Source organism: Oligosphaera ethanolica, from assembly GCF_030814695.1.
Lineage (GTDB): Bacteria > Verrucomicrobiota > Lentisphaeria > Oligosphaerales > Oligosphaeraceae > Oligosphaera > Oligosphaera ethanolica.
This window is the reverse complement of record NZ_JAUSVL010000001.1, coordinates 579,690-597,317: the sequence shown is the minus strand read 5'-3', so window position 1 is coordinate 597,317 and position 17,628 is coordinate 579,690. Positions and strand designations below refer to the sequence as shown.

Sequence of the window (17,628 nt, the reverse complement as noted above, 5' to 3'; positions counted from 1 at the left end):
TGCGTGGCAGCAGGAAAAGACGGGACGGCATGGAAAAGCATTATCTGGGGCATTTGCCCAAAAATGATCCCTTGTATGGCTATCTGCGTAACGATATTCAGCCACTACTCGCAGGGGGGACGGAGGACATCGACTACCGCGTGTACATGATGCCGGGGTCGAACGACGTCTATGTCTACGAGGATGCCAGCAGCGGCCGGCGGGTGGTCGGGAAGTTCTTTCTGTCGCCGCGGCAACCGGATTACGAGCGCGCGGCGCGGCGACTTGGGCGCGAGTTCCGCAATTTGGCTTTAATGCGGGAACATGGCTTTGATCATTCGCCGCATTATATCGCGCGGCCGCTCGGGGCGAATTATCTGCTCAATTGCCTGCTGGTGGTGGAGTTCTGTTATGGCGAGCAGCTCAGTGCCGTGATTTTGCGCGCGATGGAGCAGAATGACGAGCAGCTGCTGTACGACAAGCTGGGCGCACTGGCGTTTTTTCTGGCGGAATTTCACAACCGCACGGTTTCTGACGGCACGGTGGATTTCGCGGTGACCTGCGCGTACATGGATCGCCTGACGGCGCGGCTGCGGGAAATCAACGCGATCAACGCTGACGAGCTCAATGAACTGAACTGGCTGCGCGATCGCTGGCGTGACCAGCCGCGCATGTGGGCGGACCGGCAGGTCTATGTTCATGGCGATGCCACGCCTGGCAATTTTCTGTTCGGTGATGGCCTCAATGTCATCTCCTTCGACCTGGAACGGTTGCATTACGCCGACCGCATTTTTGATACCGGGCGGATAGCCGGCGAGCTGAGTTATTTTTACATGCGCCATCGTGGCAACAAGACCGCCGCCGAGCGTTTCATCGGCCATTTCCTCTGGGAGTACGCCTGCCATTTTCCGGATCGCGAACGGGCGTTTGCGACCATGAATGCTCGCGTGCCCTTCTACATGGGCATTACCTTCCTGCGGATTGCGCGCAATGAATGGATCGCGCCAGACTTCAAAGCGTGGCTGATTGCTGAGGCCAAGCAATGCTTGAGGAGCTTCTGAATGGATGTGCAGGGCCTTATTTTTGACCTCAACGGGACCTTGATTGACATCCTCACCGACGAGGGTAATGACGACGTCTATCGCACCCTGAGCAACTTCCTCAGCTACCAGGGCGTGCAGTTGCCGGCCGAGGAATTAAAGCGGGAGTTTTTCGAGCGTTGCCGTGATCAGCGCCGCAACAGCCCCGAGGCGTATCCCGAGATCGACGTCGTGGCGGTGTTTCGGGCCATATTGCGCGCCCACGGTCGGCGGGCGCTCCCGGCGTTGCCGGAGGAGAAGCGGGCCTGCCTGCCGCAGGTGCTGGCGGAGTTGTTTCGCGCGGCGTCGCGTTTCCGGCTGGAGCTCTATCCGGGCGTGCAGTCTGTTCTGGAACGCCTGCATGGCAAGTATCCCATGGCGGCAGTGTCCGATGGCCAGAGTGTCTGGGCGCTGCCGGAGCTGCGCGCGGTGAAGCTGGAGCGTTTCTTTTCGCCTATTGTCATCTCGGAAAGCCACGGCTTCCGCAAACCCGATCCGCGCTTGTACCAAGTCGCTCTGGACGCGATGCAGCTGCCGCCGGAGAACGTGATCTTCGTGGGCAATGACATGTATCGCGATGTCTATGGCGCGCAGAAAATGGGCATGCAGACTGTCTTTTTCCGCAGCAACCAGGGCGAGCAAAGCCGTGACGGCGTGGAGCCCGATTATATCATCTACGACTTCGCGGAGCTGCCGACGGCGATAGACTTCCTGCGCAAGAAACCCATGCGTCGCAATGGCGGCGTAACTGACTGATCTTCTCATCGCGCCGGCTATAGTCCGGCGTGGCGTTGGTGTTAAGTCTTGTTTTGCGTACAAAAGGAGAACGAGCCATGGCTTTGATGTTCGACATGCCCCTGGAACGCCTGCTGCAATACCAGGGACGGAATCCGAAACCGGCGGATTTTGACCCGTTTTGGGACCGTAGCCTTGCCGAGATGGACGCCATTGATAGCCAGGTCGAGCTGACGCCGGCGGCCTTCCAGGCGCCCTACGCGGAGTGTTATGACCTGCGCTTTACGGGCGTCGGCGGCGCACGCATTTATGCCAAGCTGCTCAAGCCGCGCGGCGTCAGCGGCAAACGACCGGCACTGCTGCAGTTTCACGGCTATTCCGGCGATTGCGGCCAGTGGCAGGACAAGCTGGCCTACGCTGCAGCGGGCTTTGTGGTCGCGGCGCTGGATTGCCGGGGGCAGGGCGGCCTCTCCGAAGACGTCGGCGGCACTACGGGCAACACTCTTCATGGCCATATCATCCGCGGTCTTGACGATGCGCCCGAGAAATTGCTCTTCCGGCGGATTTTCCTCGACTGCGCGCAACTGGCGAAGATTGTGATGGCCATGCCGGAGGTCGATCCCGATCGGGTGGGCTGCACGGGGGGTAGCCAGGGCGGTGGACTGACGCTGGCCTGCGCATCGCTGGTGCCGCGCATCAAGAAGGCCGCGCCGAGCTATCCCTTCCTCAGCGACTATCAGCGCATCTGGGAAATGGAGCAGGACAAGGCCGCCTACGCCGAACTACGCGAGTATTTTCGCCATACGGATCCCACCCACGAACGGCAGGCCGAGACCTTCACCAAGTTGGGCTATATCGATATCCAGCACCTCTGCCCGCGCATCCGCGCCGAGGTGATGCTGGGCGTCGGCTTCGCCGACACGGTGTGCCCGCCGTCTACCCAGTTTGCTGCCTACAACAAGATCAGCTCGCCCAAGAGCTTCGTGTCCTACCCCGACTTCGGCCACGAGGGCCTGCCCGGCCACAGCGACCGGGTCTTCCAATTCATGCTGGGACTGCTCTGAAACGCGACGGTTTTTAGCGCGCTCGAAGGCGCTTGCAGCGCACCCCGTGCGACGACGGCTGGTCGCCGCACGGGACGCGTGTCAGTAAAGTAAGGCAAAAAAAGAAAAGTTGATACTATTTCGTACCTTCTTTGTTTGATTTTTTCCGGCTAAGACGTATAATCTTGAGAAAAGGTATACGTAAGGAGGTACATATGACAAGCAAACTGACATTGAGTATGGATGCGGCTGTCATTGCCAAGGCTCGCCGAATATCCAAGTATCGCAAAACCAGCGTTTCGGCAATGGTTGCGAACTTCATTTCGGCACTGAACGACATCGAGCCGCCTATGCCGGACCTGCCACCGATAACGCGCCGCGTTCTTGAAATGGGCGCGGCCTTGCCGGTGACCCCGAAAGATTGGGATTACCACGATGAACTCACAGATGGCATGGGTGAGAAATACGGTGTCAAATGAAAATAGTTTTTCTTGACACGAATATTCTGCTTGATGTGATGTTGCATCGGGAAGAATTTTTGCCCGATGCGGTACGCCTTTGGGCCGACTGTGAGGAGGGGCGGATTCGAGGCGTGATTTCAGCCATCACGCTGAACAATATGCATTTCATAATGCGAAAACGGGTTGGCAGCATCAAGGCACTTGATTATGTGCGTCATGCTCTGAATGTCTTTGCCGTTGAACCGCTTGACGATACGATTCTCCGATTGGCAGTCGATATGCCATGTAAAGACTTTGAAGACGCTATTCAGACTTTCTCGGCAGTGCATGCCAAAGCGCAATGCATTGTGACTCGCAATCCATCGCACTTTTCGCATCATTACCTGCCAATTATTACTCCGCGAGAGTACTGGGATATTCACCATTAAGCCACGCTGTCAGTTTATTTCGTACGCTACTACGCGGGCAATATCACGCGCGGGCGCTGAAGCGGGATGAGCCATCGGCGAGGCAGCCCTCTTGTATGTGCGGCTGCCGGGGCTGCAGGTCAGACCTTTTTGTGCTTCCAGCGGCCCAGGTTGAACCACCAGCCGACGATGATGGCGTGGATGACCTGCGTGCCAGCCATGGCGGACCAAATGCCGATGGTACCATAGCGCTGGGAGAGGAAAACCGCGGCGGGAACCTGCACGCCCCAGAGCGTGAAGGCGTTGATGACAAAGGGCGCGACGCTGGCACCGGCGCCGCCCAGCGCGCGGCTGAGGATGATGCTGAGCGCACTACAGATGTAAAATGGCGCCTCGATGCGGAAGTATTCGGCACCGATCCGGATGGCTTCGGGGTCTTCCGAGGCGAAGAAGGCGATGAACTGCGGTGCGAAGAAGACCAGTAGCAGACTGGCGACAACCATGATGATCGCTTCGACGCCCACGGCCAGCCACGCGGCCTTGACGGCCCGGTCGGGCTTCTGAGCGCCGAGATTTTGCCCGACCATGGCTGCGGCGGCATTACCGAAGGCAAAAGCCGGCATGAGGATCATCATGTTGATGCGCGTGCCGACACTGTAGCCTGCGAGCACGGAGGTGCCAAAGGGCGCGACAATGCTGTAGAGGGTCGCATTCATGAGGCTGCGCAAGAGCATCTGACCGGAGCTGGGTACGCCAATGCGGGTAATACGCCAGCACAGATGGGGATCAGGAAGCCAGTCGCGAAAGCGGATGTTCAAGTGGACTTTGCCGCTGACCAGCAGATGCAGAGAGGTTACGGCGGCGACGGCCTGGGAGATCGCCGTCGCCCAGGCGGCGCCGTTGACGCCCATTGTCGGGAACGGGCCGATGCCGTAGATGAGCAGCGGATCCAGTACGGCGTTGAGCACGTTGGCTAGCGCCATGATCTTCATGGGCGTCCAAGCGTCGCCGGCGCCCTGCATGGCGGCGTTGCCCAGGAAAAGCACGAACATGGTGAAACTAGTGAAGAGCAGAATGCGCAGGTAGGGCAGGCCAAGCGCGGTGACGTCGTCTGGGATGCTCATCCAGCGGAAAAAGTCCGGCGCGAAAAACTGCCCGATGATGCCGATGATGATGCCGAAGATGATGGCGATGGGCACGCTTTGTCCGGCAGTCTGCGCCGCCAGGCGGTGATTGCCTTCGCCCGTGAAGCGCGATACCAGCGCGATCGTGCCCATGGAGGCACCCATGAGCACCGGCGTCAACACAAAGAGAATATTGCCGGAGGCACTGACCGCCGCGACTGCCGGGCTGCCCAACTTGCCCACAAAATAGAGGTCGATCATATTTTGCAGATTCTGCAAAAAAGCCTGGACGAGCATCGGCGTCGCCAGGCTGAAGAGGGCACGCAAGAGGTGCCCGGAGGTCAGATTCACTTTGGTGGGGGGCATATAGAACGTATCCGCAGATTGCTTTTTTGGGGAGGGGAAAATTCTATCCGCAGATGGCGCCGATTGCCGCAGATTGTTTTTTGGGGAGGGCTATCCGCAGATGGCGCCGATGGACGCAGATCATTATAAGGGCAATATTCTATCCGCAGATATCGCTGAGTTATGTTGGCGCGAAAGCGCCTAATGTAATGACTGTGCAGGCTCTGTCAATGACCGGGCGGGTGGCTAAGCGAGTCGTTGGGTAATCGGTTAGCCATTGATAACAGATGCACGGCATGCCTCTGGCTGGCGCGTGGGACGCGGCGTGCCTCGCCAATGTGGCGCCCTCCGGGCGCAATTCTAACGTGCTATCATACCCCGGGTTGCGGCGCCCTCCGGGCGCCTCATCCGGGGCTATGCATGGTACGGCCCTCCGGGCCGAACTTGGCCGATCTGACGACTTGCTTGGTCAGGTTCGGGCCCAAAACCACCATCATTCAATATCCATGTTTTTGCGCCGTAGGCGCTTAACCATGCTTAACCCCAGGCTTTAGCCTGGGGACGTAGCCTGCCAACAGGCAGTGCCTCGTAGAGGCACCACAGTTTTGGTTATCAATGACTCCTATGAAATCCGCTGCCTGGTTAGCTACCTATGTGCAATGGCTGGGCGGCGGCGGGCCGTGGGTTTCCTGCAAATTGTCCCCGGTGTTTTCCCCACGGGGTGGTTACTCCTATGAAACACGCTGCCGCAAAGGTCGGCGGAAATCAAGGTCGAATGGCTGGGCGGCGGCGGGCCGTGGGTTTCCTGCAAATTGTCCCAGCGAAGCGCCGGGGTGTACACTGACCCATTACCATCTCTGGCGCTGAGTGTTGGTCTGAGTCGGAACATGAACTACATTATCGGTTTGTTTATGCATAATACAGTCCTGCCTGAGGGCGCGACGCGCTGACGAGGTGTTGGCCCGGCAGGTATTTTTTCCCCCAGATCGCGGGTGTATCAGTGGTGACAACAGGCATAACGAGGGCGCTATGGGCGCTGGTGGCTCTGCAGGTGGCAGCGGCCCTATGGGCTCAGGCGCCGGCAGGAAACGCCGCTGGCACGGTGTCGCCGACGGCTGACGATCCGGTCTTTTTTCAGTTTGAAGACGGCGCGTCGGCGGCCGAGGGGGGGCAAGTCAGTCGTTCGCGTGGCGTACACGCCATGGCCGAGGGCGTTTTTTCGGTGGCGAAGGCCTTTTTTGAGCGCTATCGGGAGAGCGTTGGCACTCGCGAGCCGGATTTTGCCGACGCCAGTGCCTACTTGGCGGAGGCCCATGTGGGCATGGCGCAGCTTGCCGAAGCCGAGGCGGTGCTACTGGATCATGAACGGCGTTCGCCGGGTTTACGTGATCGCGAACAGCAGGCGCGGTTGGCTTACCTACGCGCCCAGATTTATTTCAAACAGGGGCGAGTGGCTGACAGCCAGAAATGGGTCGAGCCTCTCACCAGCGCGGATGCTGCCGAGAGCTACCAGGGCCGGGCGGTGATTTTGCTGATGGATATCCACGCCCGGCAGGAAACGTGGTCAGAGGTGATTCGCGTGGGGGTGGACTATCTGGTCCGCCGTCCTTCCGGCACTGACAACTACGAGATACAGCGGCGGCTGGCGAACGCATATTTGCTCACTGGCCGGCAGGGAGCGGCGATTGCGTTGCTGGGCAATATCGGTCGTCTGGACGACCCCGCCCGCGACCTCGCCTTGGACTTGCTGCGCATTGTCGCCATGGTACAGCATGGCGATCTGCCGGGCGCCCGCGCGGTGTTTCAGGCGATACAGCCGCGTTGTCCGGCGACGGCCGATAATGACTGGTGGCTGACGCTGACCCAACTGGCGGTAGCCGAGAAGTCTGCCGGCAACAACGAAGAAGCACTGCGGCTCTTCCCTTTGGTCCTGCAGGTCGCGACGACGACGGAGCAGAAGATCCAGGCGCTCCTGCAGCTGGCCGATGTGCAACTGGCGTTGCAGCGCGTGACTCTTGCTCGCGATACCCTGGAGGGCATTCGCAAGACCTACCCGGATTGTCCAGAGTTGCCGACAGTGACTATGCGGCTGGCGCAACTCCAGCATGACATGGGCAATTACTTGACGGCGGCTGAGCTCTTTGCCGAGCTGGTGAACAATGCCAAGGCGACGCCGGAAATGCGCTATCAGGCGTGGATTGGCCGCGCTCGCAGTCTGGTTTTGGCCGGGCAGCTCGACCTGGCTATTGATGCCTATCTGGCTGGCGAGCAATTCGGCAGCAACGAGGAGGAACAGTCGCAGTCGCTCTTTTGGGCGGCCGTTACCGCCAACGACGCCAAACGCTTTGAGCAGGCCGAAGGGCTGTACCGGAAAGTCGCCGAACGCTACGGCAAAAGTGCTCTGGGGCCGGACGCGCGCTTGCGGCAGGCGGCAGTGCTCTTTGGCCTCGCCCGTTATGTCGAAGCTGCGAAGGCCTACGAGTTGTTTGCGGAAGAACATCCCGCTCACGAACAGTTCGAGACCGCGCTGCTGCAGCGTGGCATCGCTCTGCGTATGGGCGCTCGCACGCCCCAGGACGCTTTGGCGGCGGCCACGATACTGGCAGACTTTGCCCGGACATGCAAAAACGAGACTACGGCTGTTGCTGCTTACCTGGAGGCTTTTCAGTCTGCCCGGGCCGCCAGCGCCTACGATCAGGCCGTGTCGTATCTGACGGCAATCATCAACGGCTATCCCGGGACGGACAGCGTCGCGTTGGCGCTGTATCATCGAGTGCTGACGCGTTTCCATCAAAAGCGCAATGAGGAGGCTCTGCGCGACGCGGCGAGTTTCTTTGAGAGTTTTCCGCTATTGCCGCAGGCCGCCGAGTTGTACATCCTGGTTGGCGACTACCATGCCAATCAGCAGAATGGCGAATTGGCCAAGGATTTTTACTTGCGTCTGGTGAACAACCACGACTCGTCGCCGTTGGTGCCCCTGGCCCTCTATGAGGCTGCTTACTGCGCGTATCATCTTCAGCAGTTTGACAGCGCGATGGCGCTGCTGGATCAGCTGCTGGAGCGCTTCAAGAAGACGGATGAAGCAGTGCTCGTGGCGGCCGATGTGCGCCAGGCTCTGGCGAAGGCCGAATTGCTCAAGGGGGACATACTTAGCGAGCAGGAACGCTACGCTGAGGCGCGCGCGTGTTTTGTACGGGCTCGGAACTGGGGCGAAGATAGCGATTTGGGCCTGCAGGCGCTTGGCCGGCAAGGCGAGATGTGCCTGGCTCTGGCCAGCGAGAATCCCACTATGCTTGATGAGGCCAGTCAGTGCTTCCAGGCCATTCTGGCCGTGCCGCAGGCCGCCATGGTCATGCGGGAAATGGCCAGTTACCGGCTGGCAAAAAGCTTGGAACGGCAGCAGAAGAACGACGAGGCGCTGGATTTGTACCTGCGCCTGTACTTCGCGTTTACCGCCGACCAGGCCAATGGCCGCCAGCGCAACTGGGTGTACTTTGTGCGCAGTGTCTATGACGCCGCCAGAATCCTCGAAATGCGTGGCGGTGTCGACGATATGCGACAAGCCGCGAGGCTCTACGAGGGCCTGGCTCGCGCTGGCCTGCCGGCATCAGCCGAAGCCAAACAGCGCGCGGAAGGCATCCGCGCCAGCTATGGCCTGGACCGCTAAGGGGCCACGTTACGCCGTTGGGCCACTATAGCATCATGCGCCGCAGGCTGCGGCGTCTTTCCCCCTGCGGGTTCTGCAACCCCATGACTTCCTCTGTCGCCCCACGGCGTGCCGTGGGGCGACGAGAAGTCGGTACGGGGGTTATTTAATGATATCGGTTTTGGCGGGGCTGCTGCGGCCCTGGAGGACGGGCTGGCGGCGTTCGATGGCGGCGCGGGCGATTTCGGCGTCTTCGTGGACTTCATCGGGGGTGAGGCAGCCGCAGGTGACCATGTCGATGTCGCGGAGAACGGAAAAATTGAAGGACAGGCCGACAAAGGGCGTGCAGCGGCCGGCGGCCATGGGCTTGATGGTCATCACGGGCTTTTTGGCGGCGCGGATGGTTCGATAAACCGACTCGACTTCAATTTGCATGAGGAAGCCCATGCAGTTGAAAATCTGGATGTAGGTTTCGACGTCGTAGTTGTTGGCGTCGCTGTAGATGATCAGTTCGGGCATATGCGCGGACAGTCCCGGCAGCAGACCTTCGCTGCGGATCATGGACAGGTAGTCCGGCAAGCGCGGCATAGCGCGGAGGTTCTTGTTGACCAGCTGCTCGGCGGATGCATGGTGAATCAGGCAGAAGGTCGCACCCAATTTGCGCGAGGCCTTGATGATTTGCTCGGCTTCACGGCGAGCATCGGCGCTGTCATTGACATTCATGGGCGGCGTGTCGATGATGATCATCTTCTTGCCAACGCGGTCTTCGGCGATCTTGACGGCGTCCTGCATGAGGGCGTTGCCAGTGAAAGGGCCCATGACGGCATCAATGCCTTCAAAGAGGAACGCCTCCATGACGGTGGCGATGGACTCGGGGCCAGTGTGGAGGGAGCGGATCAGCTTGTCAGCGGCGCCGCCAGTATGGGAGTATCCGAGGACCCAGTTTGTGCCCGCGAGCATTCGGGGCAGGGACACGCCGGCAACTGTCGTCCTAGGAAATGTCTTGGTCTCCATGAAGCTCTCCATTGAATGGGGTTTCTCGCTGGGTCGGCCCGCCCCGGCAGATCCGGATTGCCGCCCGTGTCTAAGACCCCAATAATGTACTAATAGTTACTGTTTTGCATAGCCCCCGCGAGAAGGAAATTATTGGAAATCGGTCAGCTATTGATACTGGATGCGCGACATGCCTCTGGCTGGCGCGGTGGGACGCGACGTGCCAGGCCAATGTGGCGCCCTCCGGGCGCTATTCTTGGTTGCTGTTATACCCTGGGTTGCGGCGCCCTCCGGGCGCCTCACCCAGGGTTATGCATGGTGCGGCCCTTCGGGCCGAATTTGGCTATCTTATATCGCGGACGGATCGGACGGATCGGACGGATCGGACCGATCGGATTTGGGCGGACACATAGGTCCGCCCCTACGCGGTCTGATCGGTCTGATCGTCTTTCTTGTTATCGCGGACGGATCGGACGGATCGGACGGATCAGACCGATCGTCGACTTGATCGGTCTGATCGGTCTGATCGGTCCGATCCGTCCGATGATTAGTCCCAAGATCGGTCTTGTCGCCGTGCTGTCATTCGCGGCAGAGGTAGTCTTTGGGTGGGATGACGGTTTTGTCGTCGAGGGTGTATGGCTCAGCGGAGAAATTGGCGATGACGGTGACGCCGTTGGCGAAGCGTGTTTGTTGGATCATGCCGTCTGGGCTAATCCATGCGAATGACGTCATTCGGCTGAGGGCGGTTTTGCGGGCGGTGGCGGTGGCCCGGTGGTACGACTTGGCGATGTCTTTTTTGAGCGTGTCCCACTGGCTCATGTTGAGGCTATAGAGTGGTGGCAGGCCGTAGAGGGCGTTGAAGAGATCGCGGACGGGCATGAGTTCGGGGCAGCAGTTTGAGCTGTCGCCCCAGTACCAGGTGCTGACGGTGCAGTCGTGGTAGATCAAGTCCCAGAGGGGCACCCGGTAGAAGGGGTTGAGCATATATCGGTGAATCTGCGCGGGGATGTCGTCGCCGTAGTAGAGCGTGTTCATGCGACGGCCGGCGTCTTCGGCGCGGTAGCAGCCCGGGCTGAGTAGTCCTTCGGAGAAATGGAAGGCGCGGCCGGCCGCTTCGCTGCCGACTTCGACGCCGGCGGTCAGACCGATGTCAGCCAGGAAGTCGAGCTGGGCGTTGATGTAGCGCTGGGCGGTGGTGCGGGTCTGGGGATGCAGCGGGTGGTAGCACTCCGTCAGGGCCGCGCCGGCCTGGACGTCGATGAAGCGCGAGTCGTAGCCGATGGCAGCGATGTCCGGCGGCACATTTTCCATGGTGAGGCGCAAGGCGCAGATATCGCAGACGGCATGCTGGTAGTGCATTTGGCCGTCCGTGCCGTGGATGGCCCAGGCCTTGGCGTAGTCGCCATCAGCGGTGGTGCGGACGATGTCCGGCCAGTGCCGGGTGTTGACGCTGCGCTTTTTGCGGTAGGGGATGACCAGGTCGGCGATGGGCTTGGGGAGCACATCGCGGTACACTTCGTATTTGCCGACAAGGAAGCCCCGGCTTTTTAACCAAGCGCAGTCGTCGGCGTTTTCGCCTTCGAAGGACTGCCAGAGGACGCGGGTCATGCCGAGGCCGATCATCTCGCTGGCGACGCGGTGGACATCGCGGGGGGTGACGTCGCTGACCTCCGGGCGGCCGTAGAGGCGGTTCATGTTGTTGTCGTCCCAGAGCCAGATGTCGGCGGCGCCGATGAGCCTGGCGACGCTGGGCGTGTGGCGGATTTTGTCCTTGAGGGTAACGACCCAGCCCATGTTTTCGCGCCAGCGGCGGTAGGCGGCGGCGACATCGTCGAGACTGCTGGCGAAGAACCAGCGGCTTTGGCGTGGGTAGCCGAACTGGCCTTTTTCGTTGCGCCAGTGGACTTGGGTGTAGAGTAGCCCGTCGTCTTTGCGCTCGTGTTTCATGACGGCGTCGAAGCCCTTTTCGATGCCGGTGAAGACGTGGTGGCCATCGCGGATGAAGCCGAAGAGCGCCAGGCCGGTGGAGCCGGAAAAGAAGGGCATTTCGGGTGGGACGCGAATGGACGGGTCGTTGACGGGGAAGGCGAAGCCGGTGCCGATGGGGTAGACGCCGGCGTCATTGGCGGCCATCTGCCACGCGGGTGGGTAGGCGATGTCACCGGTCATGGGGCCTGCGGCCTCGAGGTCGAGGGTGATTTCGCCTTCGCCGGCGAAGGCCAGACGGGCCCTGATGGGCAGGCCGCCGGCATGGACCGTGTAGCTGATGGACTGTTCGTCTGCGGCGGCGTCGCTGATCGTGTAGGGGCAGGGCACTTGTGTAAAGACGGCGCCGCTGGCCTTGTCGCTGACGCTGATGCCGGCCTCGGCGCTGAAGGAAATCCGCAGCTGCTGGTTGTCGATATGGAACATCGTCTTCTCCTGTGGACGGTCGCTGGTGAGCATATACTGGTGAACGGGTGTCGCTGGTGGCTACTGCAGGTAATCGAAATCGCAGCCGAGATCGGCTTGCTGCACCGAGTCGATATAGTGGCGGATGAAACCGCGCTTGAATTCTTCTTTGGGCGCGAAGGTCATGGCTTGCAGGCGCCGCTGTATTTCGTCGTCGCTGAGATTGACATTGAGGGTGCCGGCGTCGACGTCCATGCTGATGATATCGCCGTTGCGGATGGCGCCGAGGGGCCCGCCAGCGCAGGCCTCCGGGCAGACGTGGAGGACGACGGTGCCGAAGGCGCCGCCGCTCATGCGCGCGTCGGTGATGCGGACGAAGTCGGTGACGCCGCGTTTGTACATCTTGGGGGGTATGGGCAGGTAATTGCCGAACTCGGGCATGCCGGGCGCGCCTTTGGGGCCGTAGCCGCGGAGAATGATCGCCTTGTTCTCGTCCATGTCGGAGTCGTCGTCGAGGAGGTACTTTTCCGCCTCGGCGAGGGTGTCGAAGACCCGTGCTTCGCCACGGAAGCGGGTGATGGACGAGGCGGAGCGCTTGATGACTGCGCCGCGCGGGGCGAGATTGCCGTGGAGGACGGCGATGCCACCGTTGGGGCGGAAGGGCTTGTCGAAAGGCACGATCACGTCCGGCCGGTAGGGCGGCGGCACGGCGGCGAGATTTTCCTTGAGGGTCTTGCCGGTGACCGTCATGACATCGGTGTGCAGTAGCGCTTCGAGCTCCTTCATCAGCACGGGCACGCCGCCGGCCTGGTGGAATTCAATGCCGACGGTGCCTTTGCCGGACGGCTTGACGTCAACGAGCACGCGGGTGCGGTCGCTGAGGCGCTGGAATTCGCTCAGGGGCAGGTCGATGCCGGCGCGGCGCGCGATGGCGGTAAGGTGAATGATGAGGTTGGTGGAGCCGCCCGAAGACATGAGGACGGTGATGGCGTTCTCAATGGCCTCGCGGGTGACGATGTCCCTGGGGGTGATGCTGCGCTCGATGAGGGTCATGATCTGCCGGCCGCTTTCTTCGGCGTAGCGCATTTTTTCCGCGGACACGGCCAGCGCCGAGGCGCTGCCGGGCAGGGCCAGCCCGAGGGATTCCGACGCGCACTGCATGCTGTTGGCGGTGCCCATGATGGGACAGGCGCCGACGCTGCCATAGAGGCAGCCTTCGACGTTCTTGAGCTCCTCCTCGTCGATTTCACCGGCCTGGTATTGGGTCCACAGCTTGAAGCTGTCGGTGCCGCAGGCGAGGCTTTCGCCCTTGTAGTTGCCGGGAAGCATGGGGCCGCCGGGGAGGAATAGCATGGGCTTGTTGGCGGAAACCGCCGCCATGAGCTGGGCCGGGACATTTTTGTCGCAGGAGCCCAGGAGGATCACGCCGTCGAAGGGATGCCGGCTGATGAGCTCCTCGGTGGTCATGGCCAGCAGATTGCGGAAGATCATGCTGGAGATGTCAAAGAAGACCTCGCAGATGGACATGGTGTTGACTTCGAGGGGGAAGCCGCCGGCGGCCCAGACGCCGCGCTTGACGGCGTCGGCCAACTGCCGGAAGTTGTAGTGGCCGGGGTTGGTTTCTGCCCAGGTGTTGATGACGCCGACGATGGGCCGCGCCAAATCGGCGTCGGTGTAGCCCATACTTTTGACCAGGGCGCGACGCAGTAGGCATTGGCGGCTGCCGGGCTTGAGCCAGGCTTGCGAACAGGAATTCTTCATGGTTTCTCCAGAGAGTGGCAGGGGGAGAGGCAGGGGTGGTGTTTTTGTAGGCGGAGCGGTCTGATCCGTCGGATCGTCTGTCTTCTGTTTTCTTCGCGGACGGATCGGACGGATCGGACGGATCGGACGGATCGTCGATTTGATCGGACGGATCGGTCGGATCGGTCGGATCGGTCGGATCGTCTGTCTTTTGTCTTCTGTCTTCTTCGCGGACGGATCGGACGGATCGGACGGATCGGACGGATCGTCGATTTGATCGGTCGGATCGGTCGGATCGGTCGGATCGTCTGTCTTTTGTCTTCTGTCTTCTTCGCGGACTGATCGGACGGATCGGACGGATCGGACGGATCGTCGATTTGATCGGTCGGATCGGTCGGATCGGTCGGATCGTCTGTCTTTTGTCTTCTGTCTTCTTCGCGGACGGATCGGACGGATCGGACGGATCGGACGGATCGTCGATTTGATCGGTCGGATCGGTCGGATCGGTCGGATCGTCTGTCTTTTGTCTTCTGTCTTCTTCGCGGACTGATCGGACGGATCGGACGGATCGGACGGATCGTCGATTTGATCGGTCGGATCGGTCGGATCGGTCGGATCGTCTGTCTTTTGTCTTCTGTCTTCTTCGCGGACTGATCGGACGGATCGGACGGATCGGACGGATCGTCGATTTGATCGGTCGGATCGGTCTGATCCGTCGGATCGTCGATTTGATCGGTCTGATCGGTCTGATCGGTCGGATGATCCGTCAGACAATCCGTCGGATGATTGGTCTGATCAGAGTTTTTGGGTGCAGGTGATGAAGGCGGCGGCGATGTACTTATTGTCATCGCTGGTCATGCTGGGGTGGAGGGAAATGCTGATCATTTTTGCGGCGTATGCTTCAGAGAGTGGCGTGGTCTTGCCGAAGTTTTCGGCGAGGATACGCCGCGCCAAGTATGCTGGTGGGTTAGCGACGACGCAGCCGACGCCGTAGTCCTGGTCCATCATCTTGATGAGTTGGTTGCGTTTTTCGCCGGCCCAGTCGTCCTTGAGAGTGAGGGTGTAAAGGTAGTAGCTGTGCTCGCAGTCGGCGGGTTCGTGAGGCAGGGTGACGCCGGGCAGGCCCTGCAGGAGGCGATTGCGCTCCTGGGCGACGCGGCGGCGACCGGCGATGAAGCTGTCGAGTTTGCTCAGCTGGACGAGCCCGACGGCGGCCTGCACTTTGGTCATGACATTGGAGGTGCCCCAGGCTTCGACGCCACTGCCGTACATGCGTACCGAGCGGGCGTAGGCGGCCAGTTCGAGATCATCGGTGGCAATCATGCCGCCCTCGCCGAGGGTGGTCATGTTCTTCATGGTGTGGAAGGAGTAGATGGTCGCCCAGCCTTTTTTGCCGATCTTGGTGCCGCGATAGGAGCCACCACAGGCACGGGCGGCGTCGCCGATGACTTTTGGCGGGCCGTAGACGGGGTGGGGATGTTTTGCGGCGATGGCCAGATAGTCGTCCATCGGTGCGCAGAGCCCGTGGATGTGCACGGGGAAGATGGCGCGGGTGCGATTGGTGATTTTGCGTTCGACGTCGGCGGGGTCGAGCATGTACGTGACGGGGTCGGCTTCGCCCCAGACGACTTTGCCACCGGCGCCCAGCACGGCCAGCGGCGCGGCCTGGTAGTTGATGGAGGGCACGATGACTTCGTCGCCCGGTTGCAGCTTGAGTGCCCGCATGACGATGTCAATGCCCGGGCCGGCGCTGTTGACGGCGACGGCGTCGGCTGTGCCGGTGTAATCGGCGAAAGCGCGTTCAAACTCGGGAATGGGCGATGCGGAGAAGCCGAAGCCCTTGCTGACATCCATGGCCTCGCGGATGGCGGCAACGGCCGCGTCAATTTCCTCCTGGCCGTAGATGCTGCCGAGCAACGGCTCGGCGCGCCAGGGAAGTGCGGGGCGTTTCTGCAATGCCTGCTGGATTTCGGCTTGGGTCATCATGGTGTCAGTCCTTGATGTGGGGTGAAGGTGCAATTACCAAAACGATGAAAAAGATGAGGTGTCTGGGGGCTTGTCGCGGCAAGTGACGCACCGCGGCGTTGGTGGTGCATAGTCGCCCATAACCATAGGCGCTTTTCAGGTGGATGCAAGCTTCGCAGAGGCGTTGCTGAACGTGAAATGTGTATGCTTGGCGTGCGTTGCTGTCGTTGCCGCCGCGATCATCCCGTCGCCGTCGGGGTGCCTATCGCACGCGTGCACGCGTAAAAGTGGTGAAGAGTCATTGCATTAGCCAGCCATACTATTATGGTTACATGACAATGATACGAAACGCCTGCCGGACTGAGGGAATGACGTTATAATAGTTGCAGCCGCAATGACTTCTCGACCGGCTACACCCAGGCGCTATCTTACAGAAAAGAGACACATCCATGGCACGTACACTTCTGCCCACCCCGTTGCAGCTGGCCTATCAGGATTGGGAATGGGGCGTTTTCCTCCATTTCGGGATTCGGACTTTCTACGAAGGCCATAAGGACTGGGATGGCAAGGCTATGTCGCCCAGTCAGTTCCTGCCTACTGAGCTGGATTGCGACCAGTGGGCGGCCGTCGCCGAAGCTGCCGGTGCCAAGTACATGGTTATGACCGCCAAGCACCACGATGGTTTTGCCAACTGGCCATCCAAGTACACCGACTTCTCCGTGGCCAACTCCAGTTGGCGGGGCGGCAAGGGCGATGTCGTGCGCGAATACGTCGATGCCTGTCGCCGTCATAATCTCAAGGTGGGTATTTACTACTCGCCGCGGGATTGGAGCAATCCCAACTACGAGAATGAAAAGGCCTATGACGACTACTTCATCAACCAGATCAGTGAGCTGCTCATTCCCTACGGCAAGATCGATATTCTGTGGTTTGACGGCTGCGGCTCGGCAGGCCATCGCTACGACTGGGAACGCATCTGCGGGGCGATCCGTGGCATGCAGCCCGAGATACTGATTTTTGGCATTGGCGACCCGGATTTTCGCTGGGTCGGCAATGAGCTGGGGCTGGCGCCGGTGCCACTGTGGAATACGGTCAGCCGCGCTCCGTTCGCCATGGACAGCAATGACAGTGCCGAGTTGGCCGTGCCGACCTGGCTGCCGGCCGAATGCGACTGCCGCATGCGTCTGACCAACTGGTTTTACAGCGATGCTGATGAACGCACGGTCAAGAGCCCCGAAGAGCTCATGGGGCTCTACTACTACAGCGTCGGGCGCGGCTGCAATTTTCTGATCAACATCGGTCCCGACCGTCGTGGGCTGTTACCGGACAAGGACGTGCGCAATTTGCTGGCGTGGGCCCGCGAACGCGACCGGCGTTTCCGCCAGCCCCTGCGCAGTCTGGCCGACTGGTCGGTCGGCGCCGACGGCCTGAGCTGGGAGCTCAATTTTGCGGAACCGACGCTGATCGACCACGTCGTGTTGCAGGAAGACCTCAACGCCGGCGAGCACGCCCGGGCTTTCTGCATCGACTGCAATCCCAATCATCTGAAGACGTGGATACGCCTGTGGCAGGGCGAGAACATCGGCCACAAGGCTATTTGCTCCTTCCCGCCCCTGGCTGTCCGTCGTCTGCGCGTACGGGTGACCGACTGTGACGGTGCCCTGGCCATGCGGGCCATGGACGTATTCAAGGTCTGACCGGTGTCAATCCGCGCGCTACA

General features: G+C 60.6%; 13 protein-coding genes. 7 read left to right on the top strand and 6 right to left on the bottom strand.

The genetic code is table 11. The features are described from left to right. Window positions 1-29 precede the first annotated feature (29 nt). From J3R75_RS02075 to J3R75_RS02055, 5 genes are all read left to right on the top strand, one after another. Window positions 30-1,040, top strand: a complete 1,011-nt coding sequence (locus J3R75_RS02075; protein ID WP_307259650.1) for an aminoglycoside phosphotransferase family protein — start codon at window positions 30-32, stop codon at window positions 1,038-1,040. Beyond that, complete coding sequence (locus J3R75_RS02070) at window positions 1,041-1,814, top strand: HAD family hydrolase (protein WP_307259649.1); 774 nt, start codon at window positions 1,041-1,043, stop codon at window positions 1,812-1,814. It begins immediately after the preceding gene. A 77-nt stretch (window positions 1,815-1,891) separates the two neighbouring features. After that, the gene (locus J3R75_RS02065) at window positions 1,892-2,857 is read left to right on the top strand and encodes an acetylxylan esterase (RefSeq protein WP_307259648.1); all 966 of its coding nucleotides are present in this window, start codon (window positions 1,892-1,894) and stop codon (window positions 2,855-2,857) included. Between the two features lie 194 nt (window positions 2,858-3,051). Further along, window positions 3,052-3,315 carry a DUF6364 family protein gene (locus tag J3R75_RS02060; protein ID WP_307259647.1) on the top strand — a complete coding sequence of 88 codons (264 nt, stop codon included), beginning with the start codon at window positions 3,052-3,054 and terminating at the stop codon, window positions 3,313-3,315. Further along, window positions 3,312-3,725 carry a type II toxin-antitoxin system VapC family toxin gene (locus tag J3R75_RS02055; RefSeq protein WP_307259645.1) on the top strand — a complete coding sequence of 138 codons (414 nt, stop codon included), beginning with the start codon at window positions 3,312-3,314 and terminating at the stop codon, window positions 3,723-3,725. The genes J3R75_RS02060 and J3R75_RS02055 overlap by 4 nt, the downstream gene beginning before the upstream one ends. Window positions 3,726-3,844: 119 nt before the next feature. Here the strand turns inward: J3R75_RS02055 and J3R75_RS02050 are convergent, their stop codons facing one another. Together J3R75_RS02050 and J3R75_RS02045 are read right to left on the bottom strand one after the other, a co-directional pair. Then, window positions 3,845-5,194 (bottom strand): MATE family efflux transporter, encoded by a 1,350-nt coding sequence (locus J3R75_RS02050; protein WP_307259644.1) that lies wholly within the window; start codon window positions 5,192-5,194, stop codon window positions 3,845-3,847. A 625-nt stretch (window positions 5,195-5,819) separates the two neighbouring features. Next, entirely contained in the window at window positions 5,820-6,014 is a 195-nt protein-coding gene (locus J3R75_RS02045) for a hypothetical protein (RefSeq protein ID WP_307259643.1), read from the bottom strand. Window positions 6,015-6,176: 162 nt separating this feature from the next. Here J3R75_RS02045 and J3R75_RS02040 point away from each other — a divergent pair, with 162 nt between their 5' ends. After that, window positions 6,177-8,840, top strand: coding sequence for a tetratricopeptide repeat protein (locus tag J3R75_RS02040; protein WP_307259642.1), 2,664 nt, complete (start codon window positions 6,177-6,179; stop codon window positions 8,838-8,840). A gap of 141 nt (window positions 8,841-8,981) precedes the next feature. On the opposite strand, the gene J3R75_RS02035 is transcribed toward J3R75_RS02040, so the two are convergent. From J3R75_RS02035 to J3R75_RS02020, 4 genes are all read right to left on the bottom strand, one after another. Next, on the bottom strand, window positions 8,982-9,833 hold the full coding sequence (locus tag J3R75_RS02035) for a P-loop NTPase family protein (protein WP_307259641.1): 852 nt from the start codon (window positions 9,831-9,833) through the stop codon (window positions 8,982-8,984). 558 nt (window positions 9,834-10,391) lie between these two features. Further along, window positions 10,392-12,224, bottom strand: coding sequence for a glycoside hydrolase (locus tag J3R75_RS02030; protein ID WP_307259640.1), 1,833 nt, complete (start codon window positions 12,222-12,224; stop codon window positions 10,392-10,394). A 60-nt stretch (window positions 12,225-12,284) separates the two neighbouring features. Beyond that, window positions 12,285-13,964 carry a dihydroxy-acid dehydratase gene (locus J3R75_RS02025; protein ID WP_307259639.1) on the bottom strand — a complete coding sequence of 560 codons (1,680 nt, stop codon included), beginning with the start codon at window positions 13,962-13,964 and terminating at the stop codon, window positions 12,285-12,287. A gap of 774 nt (window positions 13,965-14,738) precedes the next feature. Next, entirely contained in the window at window positions 14,739-15,929 is a 1,191-nt protein-coding gene (locus J3R75_RS02020; protein WP_307259638.1) for a DegT/DnrJ/EryC1/StrS family aminotransferase, read from the bottom strand. Between the two features lie 428 nt (window positions 15,930-16,357). Here J3R75_RS02020 and J3R75_RS02015 point away from each other — a divergent pair, with 428 nt between their 5' ends. After that, on the top strand, window positions 16,358-17,605 hold the full coding sequence (locus J3R75_RS02015; RefSeq protein WP_307259637.1) for an alpha-L-fucosidase: 1,248 nt from the start codon (window positions 16,358-16,360) through the stop codon (window positions 17,603-17,605). Window positions 17,606-17,628: the final 23 nt, after the last annotated feature.

Bases quoted from the DNA above. Each gene is read 5' to 3' on its own strand.
- J3R75_RS02075 (WP_307259650.1), top strand. From the start codon at position 30: ATGGAAAAGCATTATCTGGGGCATTTGCCCAAAAATGATCCCTTGTAT.
- J3R75_RS02070 (WP_307259649.1), top strand. From the start codon at position 1,041: ATGGATGTGCAGGGCCTTATTTTTGACCTCAACGGGACCTTGATTGAC.
- J3R75_RS02065 (WP_307259648.1), top strand. From the start codon at position 1,892: ATGGCTTTGATGTTCGACATGCCCCTGGAACGCCTGCTGCAATACCAG.
- J3R75_RS02060 (WP_307259647.1), top strand. From the start codon at position 3,052: ATGACAAGCAAACTGACATTGAGTATGGATGCGGCTGTCATTGCCAAG.
- J3R75_RS02055 (WP_307259645.1), top strand. From the start codon at position 3,312: ATGAAAATAGTTTTTCTTGACACGAATATTCTGCTTGATGTGATGTTG.
- J3R75_RS02050 (WP_307259644.1), bottom strand. From the start codon at position 5,194: ATGCCCCCCACCAAAGTGAATCTGACCTCCGGGCACCTCTTGCGTGCC.
- J3R75_RS02035 (WP_307259641.1), bottom strand. From the start codon at position 9,833: ATGGAGACCAAGACATTTCCTAGGACGACAGTTGCCGGCGTGTCCCTG.
- J3R75_RS02030 (WP_307259640.1), bottom strand. From the start codon at position 12,224: ATGTTCCATATCGACAACCAGCAGCTGCGGATTTCCTTCAGCGCCGAG.
- J3R75_RS02025 (WP_307259639.1), bottom strand. From the start codon at position 13,964: ATGAAGAATTCCTGTTCGCAAGCCTGGCTCAAGCCCGGCAGCCGCCAA.
- J3R75_RS02020 (WP_307259638.1), bottom strand. From the start codon at position 15,929: ATGATGACCCAAGCCGAAATCCAGCAGGCATTGCAGAAACGCCCCGCA.
- J3R75_RS02015 (WP_307259637.1), top strand. From the start codon at position 16,358: ATGGCACGTACACTTCTGCCCACCCCGTTGCAGCTGGCCTATCAGGAT.